Source organism: uncultured Roseobacter sp. (genome assembly GCF_947501835.1).
In the GTDB taxonomy this organism is placed as follows: domain Bacteria; phylum Pseudomonadota; class Alphaproteobacteria; order Rhodobacterales; family Rhodobacteraceae; genus Roseobacter.
Map to the genome: position 1 here is coordinate 381,078 of NZ_CANMXR010000002.1, position 19,030 is coordinate 400,107.

General features: G+C 59.8%; 19 protein-coding genes, 1 tRNA gene and 2 pseudogenes. 7 read left to right on the forward strand and 15 right to left on the reverse strand.

From position 1 onward, the window contains the following. Positions 1 to 2: 2 nt before the first annotated feature. From lpxK to Q1A20_RS05780, 6 genes are all read right to left on the reverse strand, one after another. Positions 3 to 998: a tetraacyldisaccharide 4'-kinase gene (gene lpxK / locus Q1A20_RS05755; RefSeq protein WP_299916294.1), complete on the reverse strand. Its 996-nt coding sequence runs from the start codon at positions 996 to 998 to the stop codon at positions 3 to 5. Next, positions 985 to 2,232 (reverse strand): glycosyltransferase N-terminal domain-containing protein, encoded by a 1,248-nt coding sequence (locus Q1A20_RS05760; RefSeq protein ID WP_298968554.1) that lies wholly within the window; start codon positions 2,230 to 2,232, stop codon positions 985 to 987. Before Q1A20_RS05760 ends, lpxK begins: the two co-directional genes overlap by 14 nt. Positions 2,233 to 2,238: 6 nt before the next feature. Continuing rightward, the gene (locus tag Q1A20_RS05765; RefSeq protein WP_298968552.1) at positions 2,239 to 2,481 is read right to left on the reverse strand and encodes a DUF4170 domain-containing protein; all 243 of its coding nucleotides are present in this window, start codon (positions 2,479 to 2,481) and stop codon (positions 2,239 to 2,241) included. A gap of 56 nt (positions 2,482 to 2,537) precedes the next feature. Beyond that, positions 2,538 to 3,332 carry a 3'(2'),5'-bisphosphate nucleotidase CysQ gene (locus tag Q1A20_RS05770; RefSeq protein WP_299916296.1) on the reverse strand — a complete coding sequence of 265 codons (795 nt, stop codon included), beginning with the start codon at positions 3,330 to 3,332 and terminating at the stop codon, positions 2,538 to 2,540. Continuing rightward, positions 3,319 to 4,665, reverse strand: a complete 1,347-nt coding sequence (locus Q1A20_RS05775) for a TldD/PmbA family protein (protein ID WP_299401056.1) — start codon at positions 4,663 to 4,665, stop codon at positions 3,319 to 3,321. Before Q1A20_RS05775 ends, Q1A20_RS05770 begins: the two co-directional genes overlap by 14 nt. A gap of 120 nt (positions 4,666 to 4,785) precedes the next feature. Further along, on the reverse strand, positions 4,786 to 6,309 hold the full coding sequence (locus Q1A20_RS05780) for a DUF2125 domain-containing protein (protein WP_299401053.1): 1,524 nt from the start codon (positions 6,307 to 6,309) through the stop codon (positions 4,786 to 4,788). A 130-nt stretch (positions 6,310 to 6,439) separates the two neighbouring features. Here Q1A20_RS05780 and Q1A20_RS05785 point away from each other — a divergent pair, with 130 nt between their 5' ends. Both Q1A20_RS05785 and Q1A20_RS05790 read left to right on the forward strand, forming a co-directional pair. After that, positions 6,440 to 7,189: an SDR family oxidoreductase gene (locus Q1A20_RS05785; RefSeq protein WP_299401050.1), complete on the forward strand. Its 750-nt coding sequence runs from the start codon at positions 6,440 to 6,442 to the stop codon at positions 7,187 to 7,189. Further along, a complete protein-coding gene (locus Q1A20_RS05790; protein ID WP_299401048.1) occupies positions 7,186 to 7,803 on the forward strand; it encodes an enoyl-CoA hydratase/isomerase family protein in 618 nt (205 codons plus the stop codon). The genes Q1A20_RS05785 and Q1A20_RS05790 overlap by 4 nt, the downstream gene beginning before the upstream one ends. Before the next feature lie 41 nt (positions 7,804 to 7,844). On the opposite strand, the pseudogene Q1A20_RS05795 reads toward Q1A20_RS05790, so the two are convergent. Continuing rightward, positions 7,845 to 8,015: pseudogene (locus Q1A20_RS05795) on the reverse strand (HNH endonuclease); the annotation flags it as partial. Positions 8,016 to 8,076: 61 nt separating this feature from the next. Here Q1A20_RS05795 and Q1A20_RS05800 point away from each other — a divergent pair. Beyond that, complete coding sequence (locus Q1A20_RS05800; protein ID WP_299916299.1) at positions 8,077 to 8,466, forward strand: hypothetical protein; 390 nt, start codon at positions 8,077 to 8,079, stop codon at positions 8,464 to 8,466. Positions 8,467 to 8,681: 215 nt separating this feature from the next. Here Q1A20_RS05800 and Q1A20_RS05805 read toward each other — a convergent pair. Next, a tRNA-Ala gene (locus tag Q1A20_RS05805) sits at positions 8,682 to 8,753 on the reverse strand. A 101-nt stretch (positions 8,754 to 8,854) separates the two neighbouring features. Then, positions 8,855 to 9,817 (reverse strand): IS1595 family transposase, encoded by a 963-nt coding sequence (locus tag Q1A20_RS05810; RefSeq protein WP_299916301.1) that lies wholly within the window; start codon positions 9,815 to 9,817, stop codon positions 8,855 to 8,857. 105 nt (positions 9,818 to 9,922) lie between these two features. On the opposite strand from Q1A20_RS05810, the gene Q1A20_RS05815 reads away from it, so the two are divergent. Next, positions 9,923 to 10,129 carry a DUF6471 domain-containing protein gene (locus tag Q1A20_RS05815; protein ID WP_299916303.1) on the forward strand — a complete coding sequence of 69 codons (207 nt, stop codon included), beginning with the start codon at positions 9,923 to 9,925 and terminating at the stop codon, positions 10,127 to 10,129. Here the strand turns inward: Q1A20_RS05815 and Q1A20_RS05820 are convergent. Continuing rightward, positions 10,126 to 10,608, reverse strand: coding sequence for an ImmA/IrrE family metallo-endopeptidase (locus Q1A20_RS05820; RefSeq protein WP_299916305.1), 483 nt, complete (start codon positions 10,606 to 10,608; stop codon positions 10,126 to 10,128). The two genes, Q1A20_RS05815 and Q1A20_RS05820, sit on opposite strands and share 4 nt — an antisense overlap. 485 nt (positions 10,609 to 11,093) lie before the next feature. Beyond that, positions 11,094 to 11,222, reverse strand: a pseudogene (locus Q1A20_RS05825) (HNH endonuclease); the annotation flags it as partial. A gap of 73 nt (positions 11,223 to 11,295) precedes the next feature. Between Q1A20_RS05825 and Q1A20_RS05830 the strand changes: the two are divergent. Together Q1A20_RS05830 and Q1A20_RS05835 are read left to right on the forward strand one after the other, a co-directional pair. After that, the gene (locus Q1A20_RS05830; protein WP_299401042.1) at positions 11,296 to 12,630 is read left to right on the forward strand and encodes a mechanosensitive ion channel domain-containing protein; all 1,335 of its coding nucleotides are present in this window, start codon (positions 11,296 to 11,298) and stop codon (positions 12,628 to 12,630) included. Further along, positions 12,627 to 13,826 carry a TIGR03862 family flavoprotein gene (locus Q1A20_RS05835; protein ID WP_299401040.1) on the forward strand — a complete coding sequence of 400 codons (1,200 nt, stop codon included), beginning with the start codon at positions 12,627 to 12,629 and terminating at the stop codon, positions 13,824 to 13,826. The genes Q1A20_RS05830 and Q1A20_RS05835 overlap by 4 nt, the downstream gene beginning before the upstream one ends. On the opposite strand, the gene Q1A20_RS05840 is transcribed toward Q1A20_RS05835, so the two are convergent. Continuing rightward, positions 13,790 to 14,374 carry a glutathione S-transferase family protein gene (locus tag Q1A20_RS05840; RefSeq protein ID WP_299401038.1) on the reverse strand — a complete coding sequence of 195 codons (585 nt, stop codon included), beginning with the start codon at positions 14,372 to 14,374 and terminating at the stop codon, positions 13,790 to 13,792. The genes Q1A20_RS05835 and Q1A20_RS05840 overlap by 37 nt on opposite strands. Positions 14,375 to 14,506: 132 nt before the next feature. Between Q1A20_RS05840 and Q1A20_RS05845 the strand changes: the two genes are divergently transcribed. After that, the gene (locus Q1A20_RS05845; protein WP_299401036.1) at positions 14,507 to 14,935 is read left to right on the forward strand and encodes a GFA family protein; all 429 of its coding nucleotides are present in this window, start codon (positions 14,507 to 14,509) and stop codon (positions 14,933 to 14,935) included. A 3-nt stretch (positions 14,936 to 14,938) separates the two neighbouring features. Here the strand turns inward: Q1A20_RS05845 and holA are convergent, their stop codons facing one another. Genes holA through leuS form a run of 3 tightly spaced genes read right to left on the reverse strand, consistent with a single transcriptional unit; the run spans position 14,939 to position 18,964 of the window. Next, complete coding sequence (gene holA, locus Q1A20_RS05850; protein WP_299401033.1) at positions 14,939 to 15,940, reverse strand: DNA polymerase III subunit delta; 1,002 nt, start codon at positions 15,938 to 15,940, stop codon at positions 14,939 to 14,941. Next, the gene (lptE, locus tag Q1A20_RS05855) at positions 15,937 to 16,416 is read right to left on the reverse strand and encodes an LPS assembly lipoprotein LptE (protein WP_299401031.1); all 480 of its coding nucleotides are present in this window, start codon (positions 16,414 to 16,416) and stop codon (positions 15,937 to 15,939) included. Before lptE ends, holA begins: the two co-directional genes overlap by 4 nt. Next, positions 16,403 to 18,964, reverse strand: coding sequence for a leucine--tRNA ligase (gene leuS, locus Q1A20_RS05860; RefSeq protein WP_299916308.1), 2,562 nt, complete (start codon positions 18,962 to 18,964; stop codon positions 16,403 to 16,405). Before leuS ends, lptE begins: the two co-directional genes overlap by 14 nt. Between the last annotated feature and the right edge of the window lie 66 nt (positions 18,965 to 19,030).

The following is a 19,030-nucleotide window of genomic DNA, read 5'->3' on the forward strand; positions in this document are numbered from 1 at the left end:
GCCTAGGGCGCGGGCACCGCGTCCAGCCGGGCAAAGAGCGCGTTATCGTCTTCTGCAAATTGCAACCGCACCGGCAGGGTAATGACCTTGGTGCGGAAGGCGTTGGGCAGCCGCACTGCATCTTTTTCCGTGGTGACCAGTTGCGCGCCACGCGCCCGCGCATCCGCCTCCAACCGGCCCATGAGCGCGGTGGTGAGCGGTTGATGATCCTCCAGCGGTTCGGCGTGCACGACATTGGCGCCCAGCCCTCGCAGCGTGGCAAAGAACTTCTCGGGGTGGCCGATCCCGGCAAAGGCCACGAGTTTCTCACCCTTCCAATCCATCCCGGTTTGCAGCGGCTCCAAGGCGCCACGCACATGCGGGATGGGTATTTTGGTATTTCGCGCATCAAAAGCGGCCTGCGCGGCGGCGTCCCCGAGGGTCAAGAGCACATCTGCCCGGGCAAGTCCCACATCCACGCGTTCGCGCAACGGACCGGCGGGCAGGCAGCGTCCATTGCCAAATCCGCGCTGCGCATCCGCAACCACGATGCTGATGTCCTTGTGCAAGGCAGGATTTTGGAACCCATCGTCTAGGATCACGACGGTTGCGCCCTCTGCCTGCGCGGCCTTGCCCCCTGCGGCGCGATCCTCCGCCACCCAGACCTCGGCAAAGGCGGCGAGCAGCAATGGCTCGTCGCCCACATCCGCTGCAGTGTGCCGCGCGGGGTCCACGCGCACGGGACCTTTCAGGCGGCCCCCATATCCACGGGTGACGACATGCGGTGTGTGGAAGCGGCCAGACAGACGCTCGACCACGGCGATCACGGTTGGCGTTTTCCCGGTACCACCTGCATTGATGTTGCCCACGCAGACCACCGGAATGTCGAGTTTCAACGGGGTCCCTCGCACCAGACGGCGCGCGGTACCTTTTGCGTAAAGCCAGCCCAGCGGCGCGAGCACCCGAGCCAAACCCGACGGTCTGTCTGGCGGTGTGAACCAGAAGTCAGGTGTCCGCACGCGACAGCTCCACCCGTTCGTCCAGCGTGGTCTCCACCAGATCGATAACCTTGTCGGTCAGTTCCGCCCCGCTGCTGACCACATCCCAGCCCGCATGGGCCATGGCGGCGGCCTGATCAGGTGCAATCAGCCGGGTCACCGCGGTGCCAAGCGAATGCGCGTCATTCACGATCCGCGCGGCACCCGCACTGGCCAGTCGCGTGTAAAACGGCATGAAGCGCCGCACGTTGGGCCCGTATAAAACCGCAGATCCGAGGGCGGCGGCATCAAACGGATTGCACCCGCCATGGCCGGATGTGAGCGAGCTGCCCAAAAAGGAGACAGGTGCCAACCGGTAAAACAGGCCCAGATCGTCGCTTTCTTCGGCCAACATCACCTGTGTCGCTTCGGACGGATCACCCTCAGAGACCCAATCACATACCCGGAAGCCTTCTTGTCGTGCGTTCTGTGCCAATTGGGAGGTCAGATTTCGATTGGCCGGGTGCAGGATCAACAGCAGCCGGTGCGAATACCGCAAGGCATGGCGGTGCGCGGCCAGCACAACCGGACCCTCGGACTGCTGGACAGATGTTGCCAGCCACACCGGGCGACCGGCAAGCGACGATGTCATGTCCGTCAGATCGGTGTCCTCGCAGGGCAGCGCCTGCCCACCGGCCTGAAGCGGCCTTGTCATTTCGATGCGACTTGTCGGCAGACCCAGAGTTTCGAGCCGCTGTAACGCCTGGGCCGACCGTGTCATGACCGCAATGAACCCGGTGAGCAGTTCGCGCGAGAGGTCGGGCAGCCAGCGGTCCCGGCGACCGTCAAACCCGCCGGTGTCGGCATCGATCAGCGCCATGGGGCATCCCACCTCGCGGGTCTGCGACAACAGGTTCGGGCGCAATCGCCCCCAGGTCCAGATGCACATGTCGGGCGCCCAGTTTTTCAGAAAGGCGTCAATGGCGGTGGGGTGCTCCGACGGGATTTCCTCGTAGAAGATCGTCGATTGCGTGCCGATGTTGGTGTGCACTTTTTCCAGCGCTTCGCGGTCCGGCAGCGTGATCAGAACATGCAGATCATTGCGCGCCGTGTGCAGCCGTTCGGCCAGATCCTGAATGGCCAGAAGGTTGGATGGCTCTGCCGCGTGGATCCAGACAAGCTCGCCTGCAGGCCGTGCGCTGCTGGGCACAAACAGGCGGCTTGCCGATCTGCGAGACAGCGCACGATAGGCCGCCAGTCCTAAGGAGCGGCCCATGAAGTATTACTCCAGTTCTTCGGTAGATGACGCTTCGGCCTCTTCGTCCCGCAGGCGGTGCAGATGGGCGATGAAATACCGCATATGTGCATTGTCCACGGTGCGTTGGGCTTCTGATTTCCAGGCGTTGAAGGCAGTTGCGTAATCCGGAAAAATCCCGACAACATGGATGTCATCCACATTCTTGAATACATTTTTGCTGGGGTCGACAAGTTCGCCGCCGAAGACGAGGTGTAGCCTTTGTGTCATGGGAGTTTCCTTTGGTCAGCCGGGTCGGCGGAACGTCGCGTATCTGAGCGTCCGGGTCAAGACGCCGTCGGTGAGGCGGGTGCAAGCGCGCCGAGAACATGTTCATGCAGGCGCGGACCCGTGGCGATCACGCCGTTCAACCTCGGTTGTTCGTTGTTGAAACGCAGGGGCGCGCCGGTTTTGTCGGTGCAGATGCCGCCCGCTTCGGTCACGATCAGCGCACCGGCGGCAATGTCCCACTCCCAGCTTGGTCGAAAGGTCAGCATCCCGTCAAACCGTGCCTCCGCAACCAGACCCAGCCGGTAGGCAAGCGAAGGGCGGTGCGCGCGCGTGAAACCGGGCAATCCACCCGGCCAGTGGTCGGCGTTCATGACCGGCTTGGTGGCCAGGATATCCGCAACGTTCAAATCAGCCGCCTCGCTGGCCGTGATACGCTCACCGTTGTGAAATGCGCCGCGCCCCAGCGCTGCGGAATAGAGCTTGTCGCGCAGGGGCAGGAAAACCGCCGCTGCGGTAATCTGACCCTGATGCGCGATGGCGATGGAATGCGCCCAGGTACGGGAGCCATCCACAAAACTGCGTGTGCCGTCGATGGGGTCAATGATGAAAACCGTCTCGCGCCGCAGCCGTTCGGGCGTGTCTTCGGTCTCTTCAGACAGCCAGCCATAGTCGGGACGCGCGCTGCGCAGGGCGTTTTCGAGGGCGGTATTGACCGCCAGGTCCGCTTCGGTGACCGGTCCGGCGCCATCCGGCTTGTCCCACTTGCGCGCGCCTTTCCCGACAAAACTGGTTGCGACCTTGCCGGCAAGGCGTGCGGCATCGGTGAGCAGATCGAGATCAGTTGCCTGCAAGGGTCATTCCCGGCACCAGAAGCGACGGGACCACCCGGCTCAGGTGCGTGCGCGCGTCGTTCGCGGGGGTAATATTGCGCAGCATGTCCCGCAGGTTTCCGGCGATGGTGCATTCGTTGATCGCATGGGTGATCTGGCCGTTTTCGACCCAAAACCCGGCCGCCCCGCGCGAATAATCCCCGGTGTTGGGGTTGATCGTCGAGCCGATCATTGAGGTGACCAGCAGGCCGGTGCCCATATCCCGGAGAAGATCGTCGCGGCTTGCCTCTCCCTGGGTCAGCGCCACATTCCAGGTTGTGGGCGAGGGGGCTGAGGAGGTGCCGCGCGCGGCATTGCCCGTCGACGCCATGCCCAGCTTGCGCCCCGTGGCCAGATCAAGGGTCCAGCCGGTGAGGATGCCATTTTCCACGATATTGCGCCGGTTCGTCGGCAAACCTTCGGCGTCGAAGGGGCGCGAACTGGAGGCGCGGGGGCGGTGCGGATCTTCGACAAGCGACAGATGATCCGGCAAAACCGCGCTCCCCATCGCGTCACGTAGCCACGAGGCACCGCGGGCAATAGATGCGCCGTTGATGGCGACCAGAAGATGCCCGATCAGGCTTGAGGACACGCGCTCATCAAAGAGCACGTTGAAACTGCCCGTGGGTGGTTTGCGCGCGTCCAGCCTTGCCACGGTACGCTCGGCGGCACATTTCCCAATATCTTCAGCGTCGCGCAGGTCGCTTTGAAAGATGCGGCTGTCGCCGTCGTAGTCCCGTTCCATCGCGGTGCCCGTGCCCGCAATCGCGACACAGGACAGCCCCCTGCTGGTGCGGCGATACCCATCCGAAAACCCGTTGGTCGCGGCAAGATGCACGGTGTGGGCGGAGTATCCGGCGCTTGCCGATTGCACCTGCGTCACCCCCTTGTTTTCGAGGGCCGCAGCTTCGGCACGGGCGGCATCGTTCTGCAGGTCGCCGGGCGAAGGCTCCGCGCTCGGATCATAGAGTTCCAGCGCGGCGGTCTGCGGGTCGACAACCAGTTGATCGGGGGATGCCAGCCCGGCAAACTGATCGTCAGGTGCCTCGCGCGCCATGGCTACGGCACGCACCGCCATTTCCTGAATTGTCTCGTCACGCGTATCTGAGGCCGAGACCGTCGCACTTTTGTGGCCAACAAAAACCCGCAGGCCAAGATCGATACCCTCGGAGCGTTCTGCATGCTCCAGCGTTCCGGCGCGCACCTCGATGTTGAGCGATGTGCCTTGCATCACCACCGCATCAGCCGTTTCAGCACCCGCCTTGCGGGCAGCATGCAACAGGCGGTCGGTCAGTATCTGCGGCGATTGCGTCATAGGCTGTGCTCCAAAGCAATTGCACCTCAGGTAGCTGTGTGCTCGCCGCGCTGCAAGGGTGGTACGTAAAAAGGGGCGCCTGTTGTGCGCCCCTTCATTCTCACGCGCCTTTGGTGTTGGCTACTGAATACGCTGACCATTGGCCAGAATATGGCCCTGTTCATTGGTCTCGATCCGCGAATTCAAGGTGTCCGGCGCATTGCCCGGCACCGCCAGCAGGCCGAGCATCATGCGCGCGCCCATCGCCTGATCTTCGGGCAGCAGACCCATGGCAACCAGCGAGTCGATCAGCTTGTTACCCCCGACCAGCGACAGGTCTGCGGCGCCGATTGGCTTCAGCGCACCACCCGGTGCCGCGTTGTCAAACCGGAACGCGCCCTCTCCGGTCAGCTCGGCGCCAGCCGCCTTGACCTGCAATCTGTTGATGTTGACCTCTTCCACTTCGGCGGGCGTGATGTTCGGGTCACCCGACACCGTTGCGGCTGACGGATCCAGAAAATCAAAGAGCATCCGTGCCTTGCCGGTCAGATCCAGTACGATGGTCGCCGGATCACGGGGCAGCTGTGCGTTCGGATCAAACATGCCCCACAACATGTCGGACATCGAGAAATCATTGAACGCAAAGCCAAAGGCGAAATCCTTCATCTCCTCGGTTTTCTGCAGCGGCATCGCCAAATTGAACCGGGCATCGACCATGTCAAACTCGATCGGCACCGGAAAATCCGGAGACATCATGGCAACCTGCAGGTTTTTCTGATCACCAGCGTAGTTCAGGCCATCCTCACCCAATGCGACATCGAGCGAGCCACCATTGGAGGTGGTCGTCGCAGAAAACGCCGATGCACCGTTTTCTTCCACGGAAATATCCGATGCGCCCCCGGTGTAGTTGAAGGTGCCTTCACCGGTCACGCCCGCCGCCAACAGCGAAGAGACATCGCCCGTGTCAATTTTCACCAGCGGGAAGGCGCTGGAGCCGGTGAAGTTCAGACCATCGATGCGACCGTTCATCTTGGCGTTGCCCGAGCCTTCGGGGTCAGCAAAGGCCAGATCGTAGGTCACGTCGCCAGCCTGCATGCTCTGGTCATAGACGCGCTTGCCGCCGATGGTTGTTTTCGTTGTGCCGGAGAGGCCCTGCATCGCCAGTTTGACCAGCGCCATGTCAGGGCTTTGCACTTCGCCGTCGACGGTCAGGCCGGTCATGATGACTTCGACTGTCTGTGCCGTATAGGCATTCGTCATTTCCGTCGGCACGCCCGAAACCGTGGAAACCATGCCGGTATGGCGCACTTCCAGCTCAACATCGGCGACCTCGCCTTCCTCGCCTGTCACCTGCATCGCAAAAGGCATCACCTCAGGGAAAACGACGCTGACCGTGCCATCCGCGTTTTCGCTGAAGGCCACCTGATCCAGCCGCATGGATGACGCGCCCATGTCCTCGGTTTGTGGAATATCGATTGTCAGATCGGTAATGGTCAGAGTGTCGCCGGACTGTGCCTCCGAGGCCGACACGCCGTAGCCAAGGCCTTCAAAGTAGGACTTCCAGTCGGTCCAGACATCCTGCGCGCTGACGTCCGCATAAGCGGTCGATGCGGTGGACATGGCCAACACAGTTGCTGCTGTGAAGCGATGGTTAAAAAATGACATGTGTAAATCCTTATGAACAGCGTCTGCGCGCATCGTCAGGCAAGGCCTGCCAATGGTCAAGGGGAACCGGGTCTGGACCAAGGCTGCGTGGCAGATTACCACAAGGCAACAGCCTCAGGGAGTGCAGCACATGGATATGACGGGAAAGACAGTATTGATCACCGGCGCCAGCCGTGGGATCGGCGCAGAGACCGCACGGGTGTTTGCGGGTGCCGGTGCAAATGTCGCCCTGGTGGCGCGTGGTCAGAAGGATATTGCCGATCTGGCCGGTGAGATCGGCGAACAGGCCATTGCCATCCCCTGCAACGTGGCCAACAGCCGGGAAATGGCGGCCTCGGTAGATGCGACCGTCGAGACCTTCGGGGGCCTCGATGTGCTGATCAACAACGCAGGCGTCATTGAGCCGATCGCGCATTTGTCAGAGGCTGATCCGGAGGCCTGGGGGGATGTGATCGACATCAACCTCAAGGGTGTCTTTTACGGTATGCGGGCGGCGGTGCCGGTGATGAAGGCGCGCGGGGGTGGGTCGGTTCTGACCATCAGTTCGGGGGCCGCACATGGGCCGGTCGAGGCCTGGAGCCATTATTGCGCCTCCAAGGCGGCGGCCAACATGCTGACCCGCTGCCTGGACAAAGAGGAGGCCGCGCAGGGCATCCGCGCGATTGGCCTGTCGCCGGGGACGGTGGCCACGCAGATGCAGCGCGAGATCAAATCGAGCGGTATCAATCCGGTCAGCCAGCTGGAATGGGATGTGCATATTCCGGCGGATTGGCCCGCGCGGGCCTTGTTGTGGATGTGCGGTCCAGAGGCGGACGCGTGGTGCGGGCAGGAGATTTCCCTGCGCGATGAAGACATCCGCCGAAAGGTCGGCCTCATATGATCGATCTGGATCGTGAGGGGGATGTCTGGACGGTCACCCTGAACCGCCCGGACAAGGCGAATGCGCTGACCGAAGCGATGTTGCAAGATCTGATCGCGGCAATGCAGGCAGCACGTGCCGCCCGCGCGGTCCTCCTGACAGGTGTGGGCCGTGTGTTCAGTGCCGGGGCGGATCTGGACGCGGCGCGCGCCGGTCTGGCGACCTCACCGCTTTGGGAGGAGCTCTCTGCGGCTGTCGCCGATCTGCCGGGGCTGTCCATCGCAGCCCTGAACGGCACGCTTGCGGGCGGCGCGATGGGCATGGCGCTGGCCTGCGACATCCGAATTGCACCGCCCCACGCCAAGTTTTTCTATCCGGTGATGAAGCTGGGCTTTTTGCCGCAACCCAGTGATCCGCTGCGCATGTCCGCGTTGATCGGTCCGGCGCGCACGAAACTGATCCTGATGGGCGGGCAGAAGATAGAGGCGGAAGAAGCGCTGCGGTTTGGGCTGATCGACCGGATCATGCCCGCAGATGAGATCCTGGCGCACGCCCGCGATCTGACCGCCGATACGGTTGCAGCCGAGGCAGCGCTGGCGCAGGACATCAAACGCATGTGTGCCGGGTCGTCCTGAAAATCCGCCTGACAGCTTGTGATGAACCGCCCCCATCAGCATCAGGTCTTTCTGCGTTTGCCGGGCACTTTTGAGTGGAAACCGGGCGGTCTCTTGGCGACCCAGGCGATGAATTTGGCCAGTCTTGGATGCGCGCGCAGGGCAGTGACGGTCGCATAGTCCCGCGCCAATTCAGCTTCGCTCAGCGTCGCGTGAATTTCCCGGTGGCAGATGTGCGGCCTTATGTATCAAACGCACCAAGCATAACACATTGGATTCTGGTAATGAATCCTCATGACACGTAGATATTTCCGCCCGCTAAAGCCCAAAACTGTAATTGATACTCTGCATTTCATCCGGCAGGAAATTGTCCGCGATGAGCGTGACGGATTGGAGAATGTGGACGCACTGCTGCGCATGTACGGCGCGGAACCTATGGCGCTCAACATGCCCCGCAAGACGCCCAAAGACTTCCGAAAGGGCGAACTGCGCCGGATGGTGCTGGAAGCCCTCAGAGAGGGGCCGCAGACAGGCGCAAAGATTGCCAAGTCAGTGAACGCCAGAAAGCCGCATATGGACTACAAACAGGTCTACAGGCGGGTTTACATCTGCCTCTGGACACAAAAGCAAAAGGGCTTTGTCATGCATGAGGGTCGGCTGTGGCGGGCTGCCGCAGGAAACTAGCTGTTTCCGTTATTTTGGTTGGCAAATAACGCGAATCGCACCAGATATAGTATTGGGAGGAAATTTTAGGACAACTTGATGTGGTTTGAGGGCGTAAGTCCTTGAAAAAAGAGTCCTTTTCGAATTCGTGTAACCTATTGAAAAAATTCATTGAATCGCAATCTGTTATGTCCTATCATTTCAATGAAATAAGCCCCGCGCGAGCAGGGCTTGTGAGGCAGGGACGGGATTCGAACCCGCATGAGAACCGTTGCAAAGGGACTGCGTAACCTTTCCGCCACCCTGTCTTGAGAGCCAGTCTAGCACTGGCTCTTTTCGTTTTCCACATCAATTTGCCTGACACCACAACAGCTTGCGGTTCTGCGATGCGGCACAACGATATGGGCTATCACGCCGCCCGCTGCCAATACCCTTTCCACTGACGCGATACCGGCGCTGCCATCGAATTGCTGACCACGATCTGCGCCAGTGTACCGTTATCGGTACGGCGGTTATCTTCCAACCATGCAGCGTGGTTTGCATACTGGTAAAGATACTGTGGGGATACGTGGTGGTGCTGGCCCTGAACCATCCGACGCAGGCGAGAGAAGTAGCTTTCCACCCAATTAGTATGCTTGCCGTGGTCGCTGTAAATCTCGGAGTGGTTCACGCGTTCAACGTGCCAACCTGCGTGCAGCAGGTCCCAATGGCTGGCTTCATCGGCGGACATGGTGGACATACGACTGACGTTTTCATTCGCCAGCGCCACACCATCAGCCTCAGATGTTGATACGAACGGCAGCGTGCGACCCTCACGCTCACGCATGGCGATAACAACGCGGCGCTTGCCTGTCTGGTGGCGCTTCAAGCGACGGTCCTTGCGGTCTGCCTTGGCGTTCTCAGGACGGATATGACCGCCGAAGTATGCGCCATCAATCTCTACGTGGCCTTCCAGCACTTCTCCCGTGTGGACTTCCAGTGCCATTGCTTCGCGCAGCTTGTGAGCCAGGACGAAGGCTGTCTTGTACTGGCAGTCCAGATCGCGGCTCAGTTGAACCATGCTCACGCCCTTAGATGCGTTCACGATCATACAGATCGCGGCCAGCAGGTCCACAAAGTCCATCTTGCGCGAGGCAAAGATTGTGCCGCTGGTCACACTGAACTGGTGGTGACACGCCTTACACTTGAACTTTCGCCGCGTGGTGATCTTGTAAGCCTCATCAAAGCCGCAGCATGGGCAAACAGCTTCGCCATCTGTCTCAGGCCAGCGCATTTCACAGAAGGTCTGGTACGCAGCATCCTCGCCAGCCTTGTAAATCGAACGCAAAGAAAGCGTCCGAGATGCTGCTGAAAGAAGGAAGTGCTGTGCCATTGTACTCTCTGTGATTACCTATATCACAAATATAGTGCATATAGATCACGTTTACAATAGCAAATATCGCATTTATAGTACCTTTATCACGAATCGAGGTGCGCGATGCCAGATCAGAGCGACTGGGAAGCCAAAGCGGCAAACATTTTGAAGGCAGAGTTGAAGCGGCAGGGCGTTACATACGCCCAGCTTGCTGAGATGATCGGAGACAAGGAGCCGAATGTCAGAAACAAATTGTCGAGAGGTAAGTTCAGTGCGGCCTACATGCTGCAATGCGTTTCGGCAATCGGGCTTGCCGAAATCAGGCTTTAATTCGGTGATCCAACACGGAAAGACATAGCACTTTCAGATACTTGGAATATGCTCGCCAATTCGCTTACTGAATTCACACCGTTAGCTATGTGGTGGTTTAGAAGATGTCTCGGCATTAATATATCAGCTGCCATTTTGTTGGCTTCAACTTCCATCGCGTTGCTTAGGCGGCTTCTGTACAGCCCGTCGTCTACGATCCCATCGCCAATGAATTCGGTATGTAGGATAAAATGCGCAATCTCATGCGCTGTGGTAAAGCGCCTACGATTTATGTGATGTCCGCCGTTTACATAAATGGCGTACCCGGACGAACCGCCCTGTTCATCGGACTTGATTATCTTGCCCGAAAGATCATCCGGCCAATTCGGGACATGCCAAACCGCCAAGCCGAGGTCATCGGCCAGCGCAACAGTTTGCACGGGTGCATCTTTCTGGTGCTCTAGGATAATGGCCAATTGCTCTGGATATGTGAGGCTCATTCGTCTTTCGCTTTCGTTGCATCCCTAACGGGCTGATCCTCTAAGCCGTAATCGCCGCCATGCTCTGGTGCTTCAACGGCTTTACTCGACATAACGGCTCTCAGGATGCGAAGTTGCTCCGATACAGTGTCTCTGGCTTCTTTTTCTGCGGCCCGGATAGCAGCGTTCTTGATCTCAGTATAACCAAAAAGACCCAAAGCTGCGAGGATAAATCCGACAAGTACCAATATCATCTCTAGTATCGTCACATTCAAGGCTAGCGCCTCAACCGTGTATCCGGTCGGGCTGACTGGCATAATCGCAGTTACTTCTGATGCGCTGTACCAATAAACAAAGAAAGCGAGATTAACTGCCCCCACGACAGCAATAAATAAAACCAAAAGACTTTTTGCCAACTTCAAGGTGGTATTCCCAACTAACCCTGGCAAATGGATAGCCGAAACAATCAAAACCTGAAAGACTTGGTGCGTTTGATACATAAGGCCGCAGATGTGATGCAGCAAGACCGTCGGCCCACCCTTGCCGCCTTTCAGTTTGGGGATCAGGTGGTGCAGGCTTTGCTTGACGTCCCCGGGGATCGGCCGGTCACACAGGGGACAGATTGGATCAGACATCCGGGCTTGCTCCACAGGTCTTGCACGGGCAAGAGTCTAGCTGTGGTTTTTGGGATGAAAAGAGGGGGTTTGCGTGGAATTTGACCTGTCCACCCAGCCGGAGATTGTACAGCGCGGCGCAGAATATGCCCTTCTGGGATGGGAACTGGCAAAATCCTGGGCGCTCAGCCCGGCGGCGTGGTCGCAGTTTGCCCTGCTGATCCTGGCCTATTTGCTGGCGGTTCTGGTGGCGAGGCGCCTACGCGGTGTCCTGAAACGGCTGCTGACCCCTGCCGAAGACGCGGAAACCGCATTGGCCCGTGCGCGCCGCACCTCCTTGCTGGCGCTGCCGCTGTTGTTGCCGCTGCTCGCCTACGGCTTTACCGCGATGGGCGAAAGTGTCGTGCGGTCGCTCTTTGACAGCGGTGCGGTCATCGCCTTTGGCAAACGTCTCTTCATGTTCCTGGCGGTGCGCACTTTGGTGCGCGAAATCATCACGGATCCCTTCCTCAAACTGTTGGGCCGCTACGTCCTTACTCCAATCGCCGCTCTCTATGCGGTGGGCCTGCTGGACCCGCTGATGTTGAAACTGAGCGAGATCACCATCACGCTTGGCAATATTTCCTTCTCCGTCATGTCGCTTGTCCGGGGCGTGCTTGCCGGTGGTATCCTCTTTTGGCTGGGCGGCTGGTCCAACCGGCAAACCACGCAATTCATCGAAAACCAAAAGGACATGCGGCCCTCGCTGCGGCAGCTGACCGCCAAGGCCATCGAATTCGCCATTTTCGGTGTCGCCTTCCTGCTGCTGCTGAACATCATGGGCATCAACCTCAGCGCGCTGGCGGTGATCGGGGGCGCCATTGGTGTCGGTCTTGGATTTGGCCTGCAGAAAATTGCCTCCAACTTTATCTCCGGGGTCATTCTGCTGATCGAAGGTCAGGCGACGGTGGGCGATTTTGTCGAGCTGGACGGCGGCGAATCCGGTCAGATTGTCAAAATGACGGCGCGGGCGGCGGTGCTGGAAACATTCGATGGCCGCTGGATCGTGGTGCCGAACGAGGATTTCATCACCACGCGTGTGGTCAACTATTCCGATTCCGGTTCCGCCAACCGCTATGAGGCGCCGTTTTCGGTGAGCTATGACACGGATATCAACGCCGTGCCCGCGATCATCGAAGCGGCCGTTGCCACGCACCCGGACGTGTTGGATGCCCCCTATCCGCCCGATTGCGAGCTGCGCGGTTTTGGCGACAGCGGGATCGATTTTGCCGTGGAATTCTGGGTGAACGGGCTGGATGATGGGCCCAATAAATACACCTCTGATGTACTCTTCCTCGTCTGGAACGCCCTGAAAGAGAACGGCATCGAAATTCCCTATCCGCACCGGGTGGTGGAGATCAAGGGAGCGTCGCCGCAGGTGGAGGCGTGAAGCAGGCCCTTGTCATTGGCGCCGGACCTGCGGGTCTGATGGCCGCCGAAGCGCTCGCCACCGCAGGATTGCGCGTGACGATCTGCGAGGCAAAGCCATCTGTTGGGCGTAAATTCCTGATGGCCGGAAAATCCGGTCTGAATTTGGCAAAAGACGAGCCCTTTGATCAGATGCTGCCGCACTACTATGAGGCGGCGGACCCTCTGCGCCCCATCTTGCAGGCGTTTGACGCACAGGCGGTTCAGGAGTGGGCGCGCGGGCTGGGGCAGGAAATATTCACCGGATCCACCGGGCGGGTGTTTCCAAAAGCGATGAAAGCCTCGCCCCTGTTGCGGGCCTGGCTACAGCGCCTGACGGCGGCGGGTGTCGATCTACGCACCAACATGCGGTGGCACGGGTGGCAGGACAGTCAGGCCGTGTTCGACGGGCCGAACGGTCCTGAAGTGCTGAGTGCCGATGTCACCGTTCTGGCGCTGGGCGGTGCCAGCTGGTCGCGTCTGGGGTCGGACGGGGCCTGGGCAGATAAGCTAGCAGAGCGCGGTGTGATGATTGCGCAGTTCGCGGCGGCAAACGTCGGACTGAGCGTGGCATGGTCGCCGCATATGCTGGCGCGTGCGGGGCAGGCCCTGAAGGGCGTGCGCTTCATCTGTGGCCCGATGCGTTCACGCGGTGAAGCCGTCATCAGTCGGACCGGGCTAGAGGGGGGTGGCATCTATGAGGTCAGCCGTGCGGTCCGTATAGATCATACGCTCTACGTGGACCTGCTGCCCGATCTCAGCACCGATGAGGTGGCCAGGCGGCTGGCCCGTCCAAAAGGCAAAACAAGTCTGGTGAATCATCTGCGCAAGGTGCTCAAAATGGACCCCGTCAAGGCAGCACTGGCTTTCGAATGCGCTCGCCCCTTACCCAAGGACCCGAAAGCCTTGGCGCGGGTGTTCAAGACGCTCCGGCTGAACCACGACGGTCTGCAGCCGCTCGATCAGGCGATATCTGTTGCCGGTGGCGTGGCGTTTGATGCGCTGACCCCAGACCTGATGTTGAAGACCATTCCGGGTGTCTTTTGCGCGGGCGAAATGCTGGATTGGGAGGCTCCCACGGGGGGTTACCTTATCACTGGGTGCCTGGCGACGGGACGCTGGGCAGGGCAGGCCGCAGCAGCCTATGTTTCGGAAGCCGCCAGAAACGCCGGACGCTGACGCAGCGCTTTTGCGTAAGCGAAGAGCTTGTCATCCGTACGCGGAAATTTCGCGCCGATGGCCCAATTCAGGCAATGACAGGCCAGAATATCAGGAAGTGTAATCGTGTCGCCCATCAGAAAAGACCCCTCCAGCCGCTCCGATAGATGTGCCGCCGAGCGTTCGAATTCGAACTTGAGCGCGTCTTTGACGGTTGGCACGCGCCTGTCTTCCGGTAGCACGAAGCTGTGCTTGGCCGCGGCCCAGAGGATGGCGTCCAGCTCATCGATCAGCCAGAATGTCATCGCGTCCTGCTTGGCCCGCGCCACCGTGCCAGCAGGTGCCGTTAGTTTGCCATGCTTGTCCGCGAGATAGGTCATGATCGCGACCGAATCCGTCAGGACGTCCTTGCCATCGACAAGCGCCGGGATTTTCCCAAGAGCATTGTACTGCAACGCCTCTTCGGATCGCGGCCCGGCTGCGATCTGCTCATAGGGCTCACCCATTTCCTGCAACGTCCACATCACGCGAAACGCGCGGGATTTGGTCGTGCCGATCACCTTGTACATCAGAGCATCCTATTCTGGGCTTGTCCGTCTCAGAGACTGTCATCTTGTGTCTGGCGCGGCAACTGCTGACATATTCTGTCAGTGGATTGTGAGAGCATTTAAGGCGAAGTTTTCAAAAAACGGAGTGTTGTCATGTCCAAATCCGGTAGCTGCCTGTGTGGTGCCGTCACCTATACATTGAACGAAACACCCAAGGAATTCGGCGCCTGCCATTGCGACATGTGCCGCAAGTGGAGCGGTGGCATTTTCCTGGGCGTGCAGGCGTCATCTGACAAAACAACGGTGCACGGTGCCGAGAACCTCACGATTTATACGTCTTCGCCCTGGGCGGAGCGGGCGTTTTGCAAGACTTGCGGCAGCAGTGTTTATTATCGGGTGACGGCCCCGGGGCCGCATGAGGGCGAATATCACTTTGGTGCCGGGACGGTCGACGACCTGGGCGATTTGCCTTTGACCGGCGAGCTTTTCATCGACAACAAACCCGGTGGGTACAGTTTTGCGCAAAAGACGCATCAGATGACCACTGAAGAGGTGATGGCGCTCTTTGCACCGCCTGAATAGGTTCTAGCGGCTGCCGAGCATTGCAAGGCGGATAAACGCGCGTTCGACCAATGCCATTCCGGGCGCGTTTTGACCGGCGGATCGCAATTGCAAATCCGTATCGGTCAGCAGCGTGATGGCCGTTTCCAGTTTGGCAGGGCCCCAGCGGCGGGACTGCGCCAGCATGCGGTCGCGGTTCGGACCGAAAATGGTGGGCCTGCCAGAGGTGTCGCTTGCCGCACGATGCAGCGCCCGAAAGTGGCGCATCGCGCCGATGCACAATCCCACGGGCGTTGCCCCCTGGGCCACCAGTTTTTGCATGACCGGGCCAATTTCATGGGCGCGCGCCTCTGCCACAACCATCAGGACATCGTCCACATCGGCCTCGGTCGAGGTGGGCGCGCAAGCGGCGATATCCGTCAAGGAGAGCGGCTCAGGGTCCCCGATCTTGTAAAGCGCTAGCTTTTCGACCATCTGGCGGAAATCACCGGGATCGATGGCCTGCGCCAGATCGTTCAATGCTGCCATCACGTCGCCTGTCACCTGTGCCAGACCTGCGTCCCGCAGGGCCGTCTCGATCTCTTCCCGGGTTGGCGGATTGTCATAGATGGCGGCGGCATAGGCTTGCGGGTGGGCCTCAAAGGCCTTGCGCAGTTTGGATGTTGGTTTCAGCGCCCCGGCGGTGACGACGATTTGCGCGTCACCCGGGTGCCATCCCTCAAGTGCCGCCAGAACGGCAGGCGCGCAGGTCTCGTTGGCTTCTTCGACAAATACCGCGCGGGCACCGGGGAAAAATCCGATGGCCTTGGTGGCATCGATCAACAGGGCGGGATCTTTGCGCACGTCGCTGCCCCCCATTCGGGTCAGCCGCATCTCTTCTTCGGCGCCCTCACCCAGCAGGGCGGTCAGAACCTGCTGACGTTTCAACGCCACGCGCATGGCGTCGGTGCCATAGATCAGCAGCCCGGTCTTGTCGGCGTCGGGTTTGGCGAAATAGGCGTTGGCATCGCGCGGCGACAGCTTCATTGTAGATCCGTGGTCAGGATCCGTGTCACAATCTGATCCGCCAGCAGGATCATCAGCCGCTGTTGCGCGTCGCGTTCTGCGGCAAGGGTGGCCACGGTTGTGCCCGCCGCGGAATAGCCGGTGAAGTTATCCACACGATCTGAAGCAATGACCCGGCCCGTACCGGTTTCGACCAGTGAATAATCGGCCGAGCCTATAATGTTGAACCGCGTGGTGCTGCCCTCGCTATCGACAGCAAGGTTGGCCCGGCTTGAGCGTAGCGTGTAATTCAGGGCATAGGGGGCCTCGGACGCACGGCCCAGACGCTCTTCCAATCGCTGGGTCAGCAGAAATTCATCCCGGGTATTGGGGGCCTGAACGGTGATGCTGTTTTGCAGCTGCGCACCGGTGCCGCCCGGCGCATAGACAGGCGTGAAGCCGCAGGCGGCCAGCGCCAGCGGGATCATCAGCAGGAATTTGCGGCTAAACGACAACATTCACAATCCGTCCGGGCACAACGATGACCTTTTTGGGTTCCGCGCCATCAAGCGTTCGTTGCACAGCCTGATCGGCAAGGGCGGCTTTTTCAACCTCTTCTTTGGGCATATCCGCAGGGACCACGATTTCCGCCCGGCGTTTGCCATTGACCTGAACGGGCAGGGTCACTGTGTCAGACACCAGCATCGCCTCATCCGCTTTGGGCCAGGCGGCTGTCGTCACCAGCCCGTCACCGCCCTGATGCTCCCAGATGTCCTCGGCCAGATGCGGGGTCATTGGCGACATCAGCTGGGCCAGCGTCATGACCGCCTGACGCTGTGCTGCATGGCCGGCTTTGGATTTCTGCAGCGTTGCGGTAAAGGCGTAAAGCTTCGCAATGGCCGCGTTAAAGCCAAAGCTTTCGATACCCATTGTCACGTCATGAATGCAGAGATGCATCGCGCGCAGCAGCTCTTCGTCTCCGACGCCCGGTGCGTCTTTTTCCATTTTGCCGATCCGGTCGCAGAGGTTCCAGACACGTGTGAGGTGCTTGAAGGCCGCTTCTGCGCCGCTTGCTGTCCATTCCACATCCCGCTCAGGTGGGCTGTCGGACAGCACGAACCAGCGCGCGGTATCGGCCCCATAGGCTGAGATGATGTTGATCGGGTCGACCACGTTCTTTTTCGACTTCGACATCTTGGCCGAGGGGACAACCTGTACCTCCGGTCCGTCAGCGCCAAGCCGTGCGCCTGATTCCGTCCAATGGATGTCCTCGGGGAGGTGGTAGACCGGGCGCCCCTTCTCATCTCGGGTCAGGTAAATTTCATGGGTGACCATGCCTTGCGTGAAAAGCGCGTTAAAAGGTTCGTTCGCCGACTTCGGCAAATGGCCGGTGATCTGCATCGCGCGCGCAAAGAAACGCGAATAGAGCAGGTGCAGGATCGCGTGTTCAACACCGCCGATGTACTGGTCGACGTTCATCCAATAGGCGGCGTCTTCCATCACCGTTGGCGTTTTGGCGTCCGGTGCGGTGAAGCGCGCGAAATACCACGAACTGTCCACAAAGGTGTCCATCGTGTCGGTCTCACGCAGCGCGGGCTTGCCACAGGACGGGCAGGGGGTGTCGCGCCAGGTCGGGTGCCGGTCCAGCGGATTGCCGGGCGTGTCGAAGGTCACGTCATAGGGCAACTCAACCGGCAGGTTTTCTTTCTTTTCCGGCACCACGCCGCAGGCGTCGCAATGTACCACCGGGATCGGACAGCCCCAATAGCGTTGGCGGGAAAGCCCCCAATCACGCAGTCGGAATTTTGTAACGCCTTGCCCGACGCCACTGCTCTCACAGAAATCGATGGCCGCATTGATGGCCTCTAGCCCGGTCTGATGAGCCTCACCGGCAAAACCCCGGTTGTAAAAGACTTTCTCTGTTTTAGCAGGCACATAGGCCTCGGTCAGCGTCTCCGGGCTGTCCTCGGACGGCAGATAGGTCGAAATGATGGGCAGCCCGTATTTCGTGGCGAATTCGAAATCGCGCTGATCGTGCGCCGGGCAGCCAAAGATCGCACCGGTGCCGTAGTCCATCAGGATGAAGTTGGCGATATAGACAGGCAGCTCATGCGCGGTGTCAAAGGGGTGGCGCACCCGGATGCCGGTGTCGAAGCCCAGCTTTTCCGCTGTCTCAATCGCCTCTTCGGTTGTCCCGATCTTGCGACAGTCCGCACAGAAGGCGGCCACCTCCGCGTTGTCCCGCTCAAGCACTTTCGCCAGCGGGTGATCCGGTGAAATGCCGACAAAGGAGGCGCCCATCAGCGTATCAGGCCGGGTGGTATAGACCTCGATCCGGTCATGACCTTCCGGCGCGTCGATGGTGGAGAACGCAAACTGCAACCCGCGCGACTTGCCGATCCAGTTCTCCTGCATCAGCCGCACCTTGGCGGGCCAGTTCTCCAACGTGTCCAGGGCGTCCAGCAGCTCTTCGGAATAGTCGCTGATCTTGAAGAACCACTGCGTCAGCTCGCGCCGTTCAACCAAGGCACCTGAGCGCCAGCCGCGCCCCTGCTCGACCTGTTCGTTGGCCAGCACGGTCATATCGACCGGGTCCCAGTTGACGACGGCATTTTTGCGGTAGACCAATCCGGCCTCGAGGAAGTCGAGAAACAGTGATTGCTGCTGACCATAGTAATTGACATCGCAGGTCGCAAACAGGCGGGACCAGTCAAGGCCGAAACCGAGCGGTTTCATCTGTGCGATCATGTCGTCGATGTTCTGGTAGGTCCAGTCCTTGGGGTGAATACCCCGTTCCATCGCCGCATTCTCAGCGGCGAGACCAAAAGCATCAAAGCCAAAGGGATGCAGAACGTTGTGCCCCGTCGCAAGCTTGTAGCGTGCGATCACATCACCCATGGTGTAGTTGCGCACATGGCCCATGTGGATGCGCCCGGACGGATAGGGAAACATCTCGAGCACATAGTACTTGGGTTTGTCGGCCGAACGCACGGCCTTGAAGACTTCGTCCCTGTCCCAGACCTTTTGCCAGCGGGCCTCGATCTCTGCGGGGGTGTAACGCGTCATGGTGGCGTCCTTCTTAACGAAAGAGCGCCGGGAGCCGTCTTTATCTACGGGGCCCGGCGCTGGTGT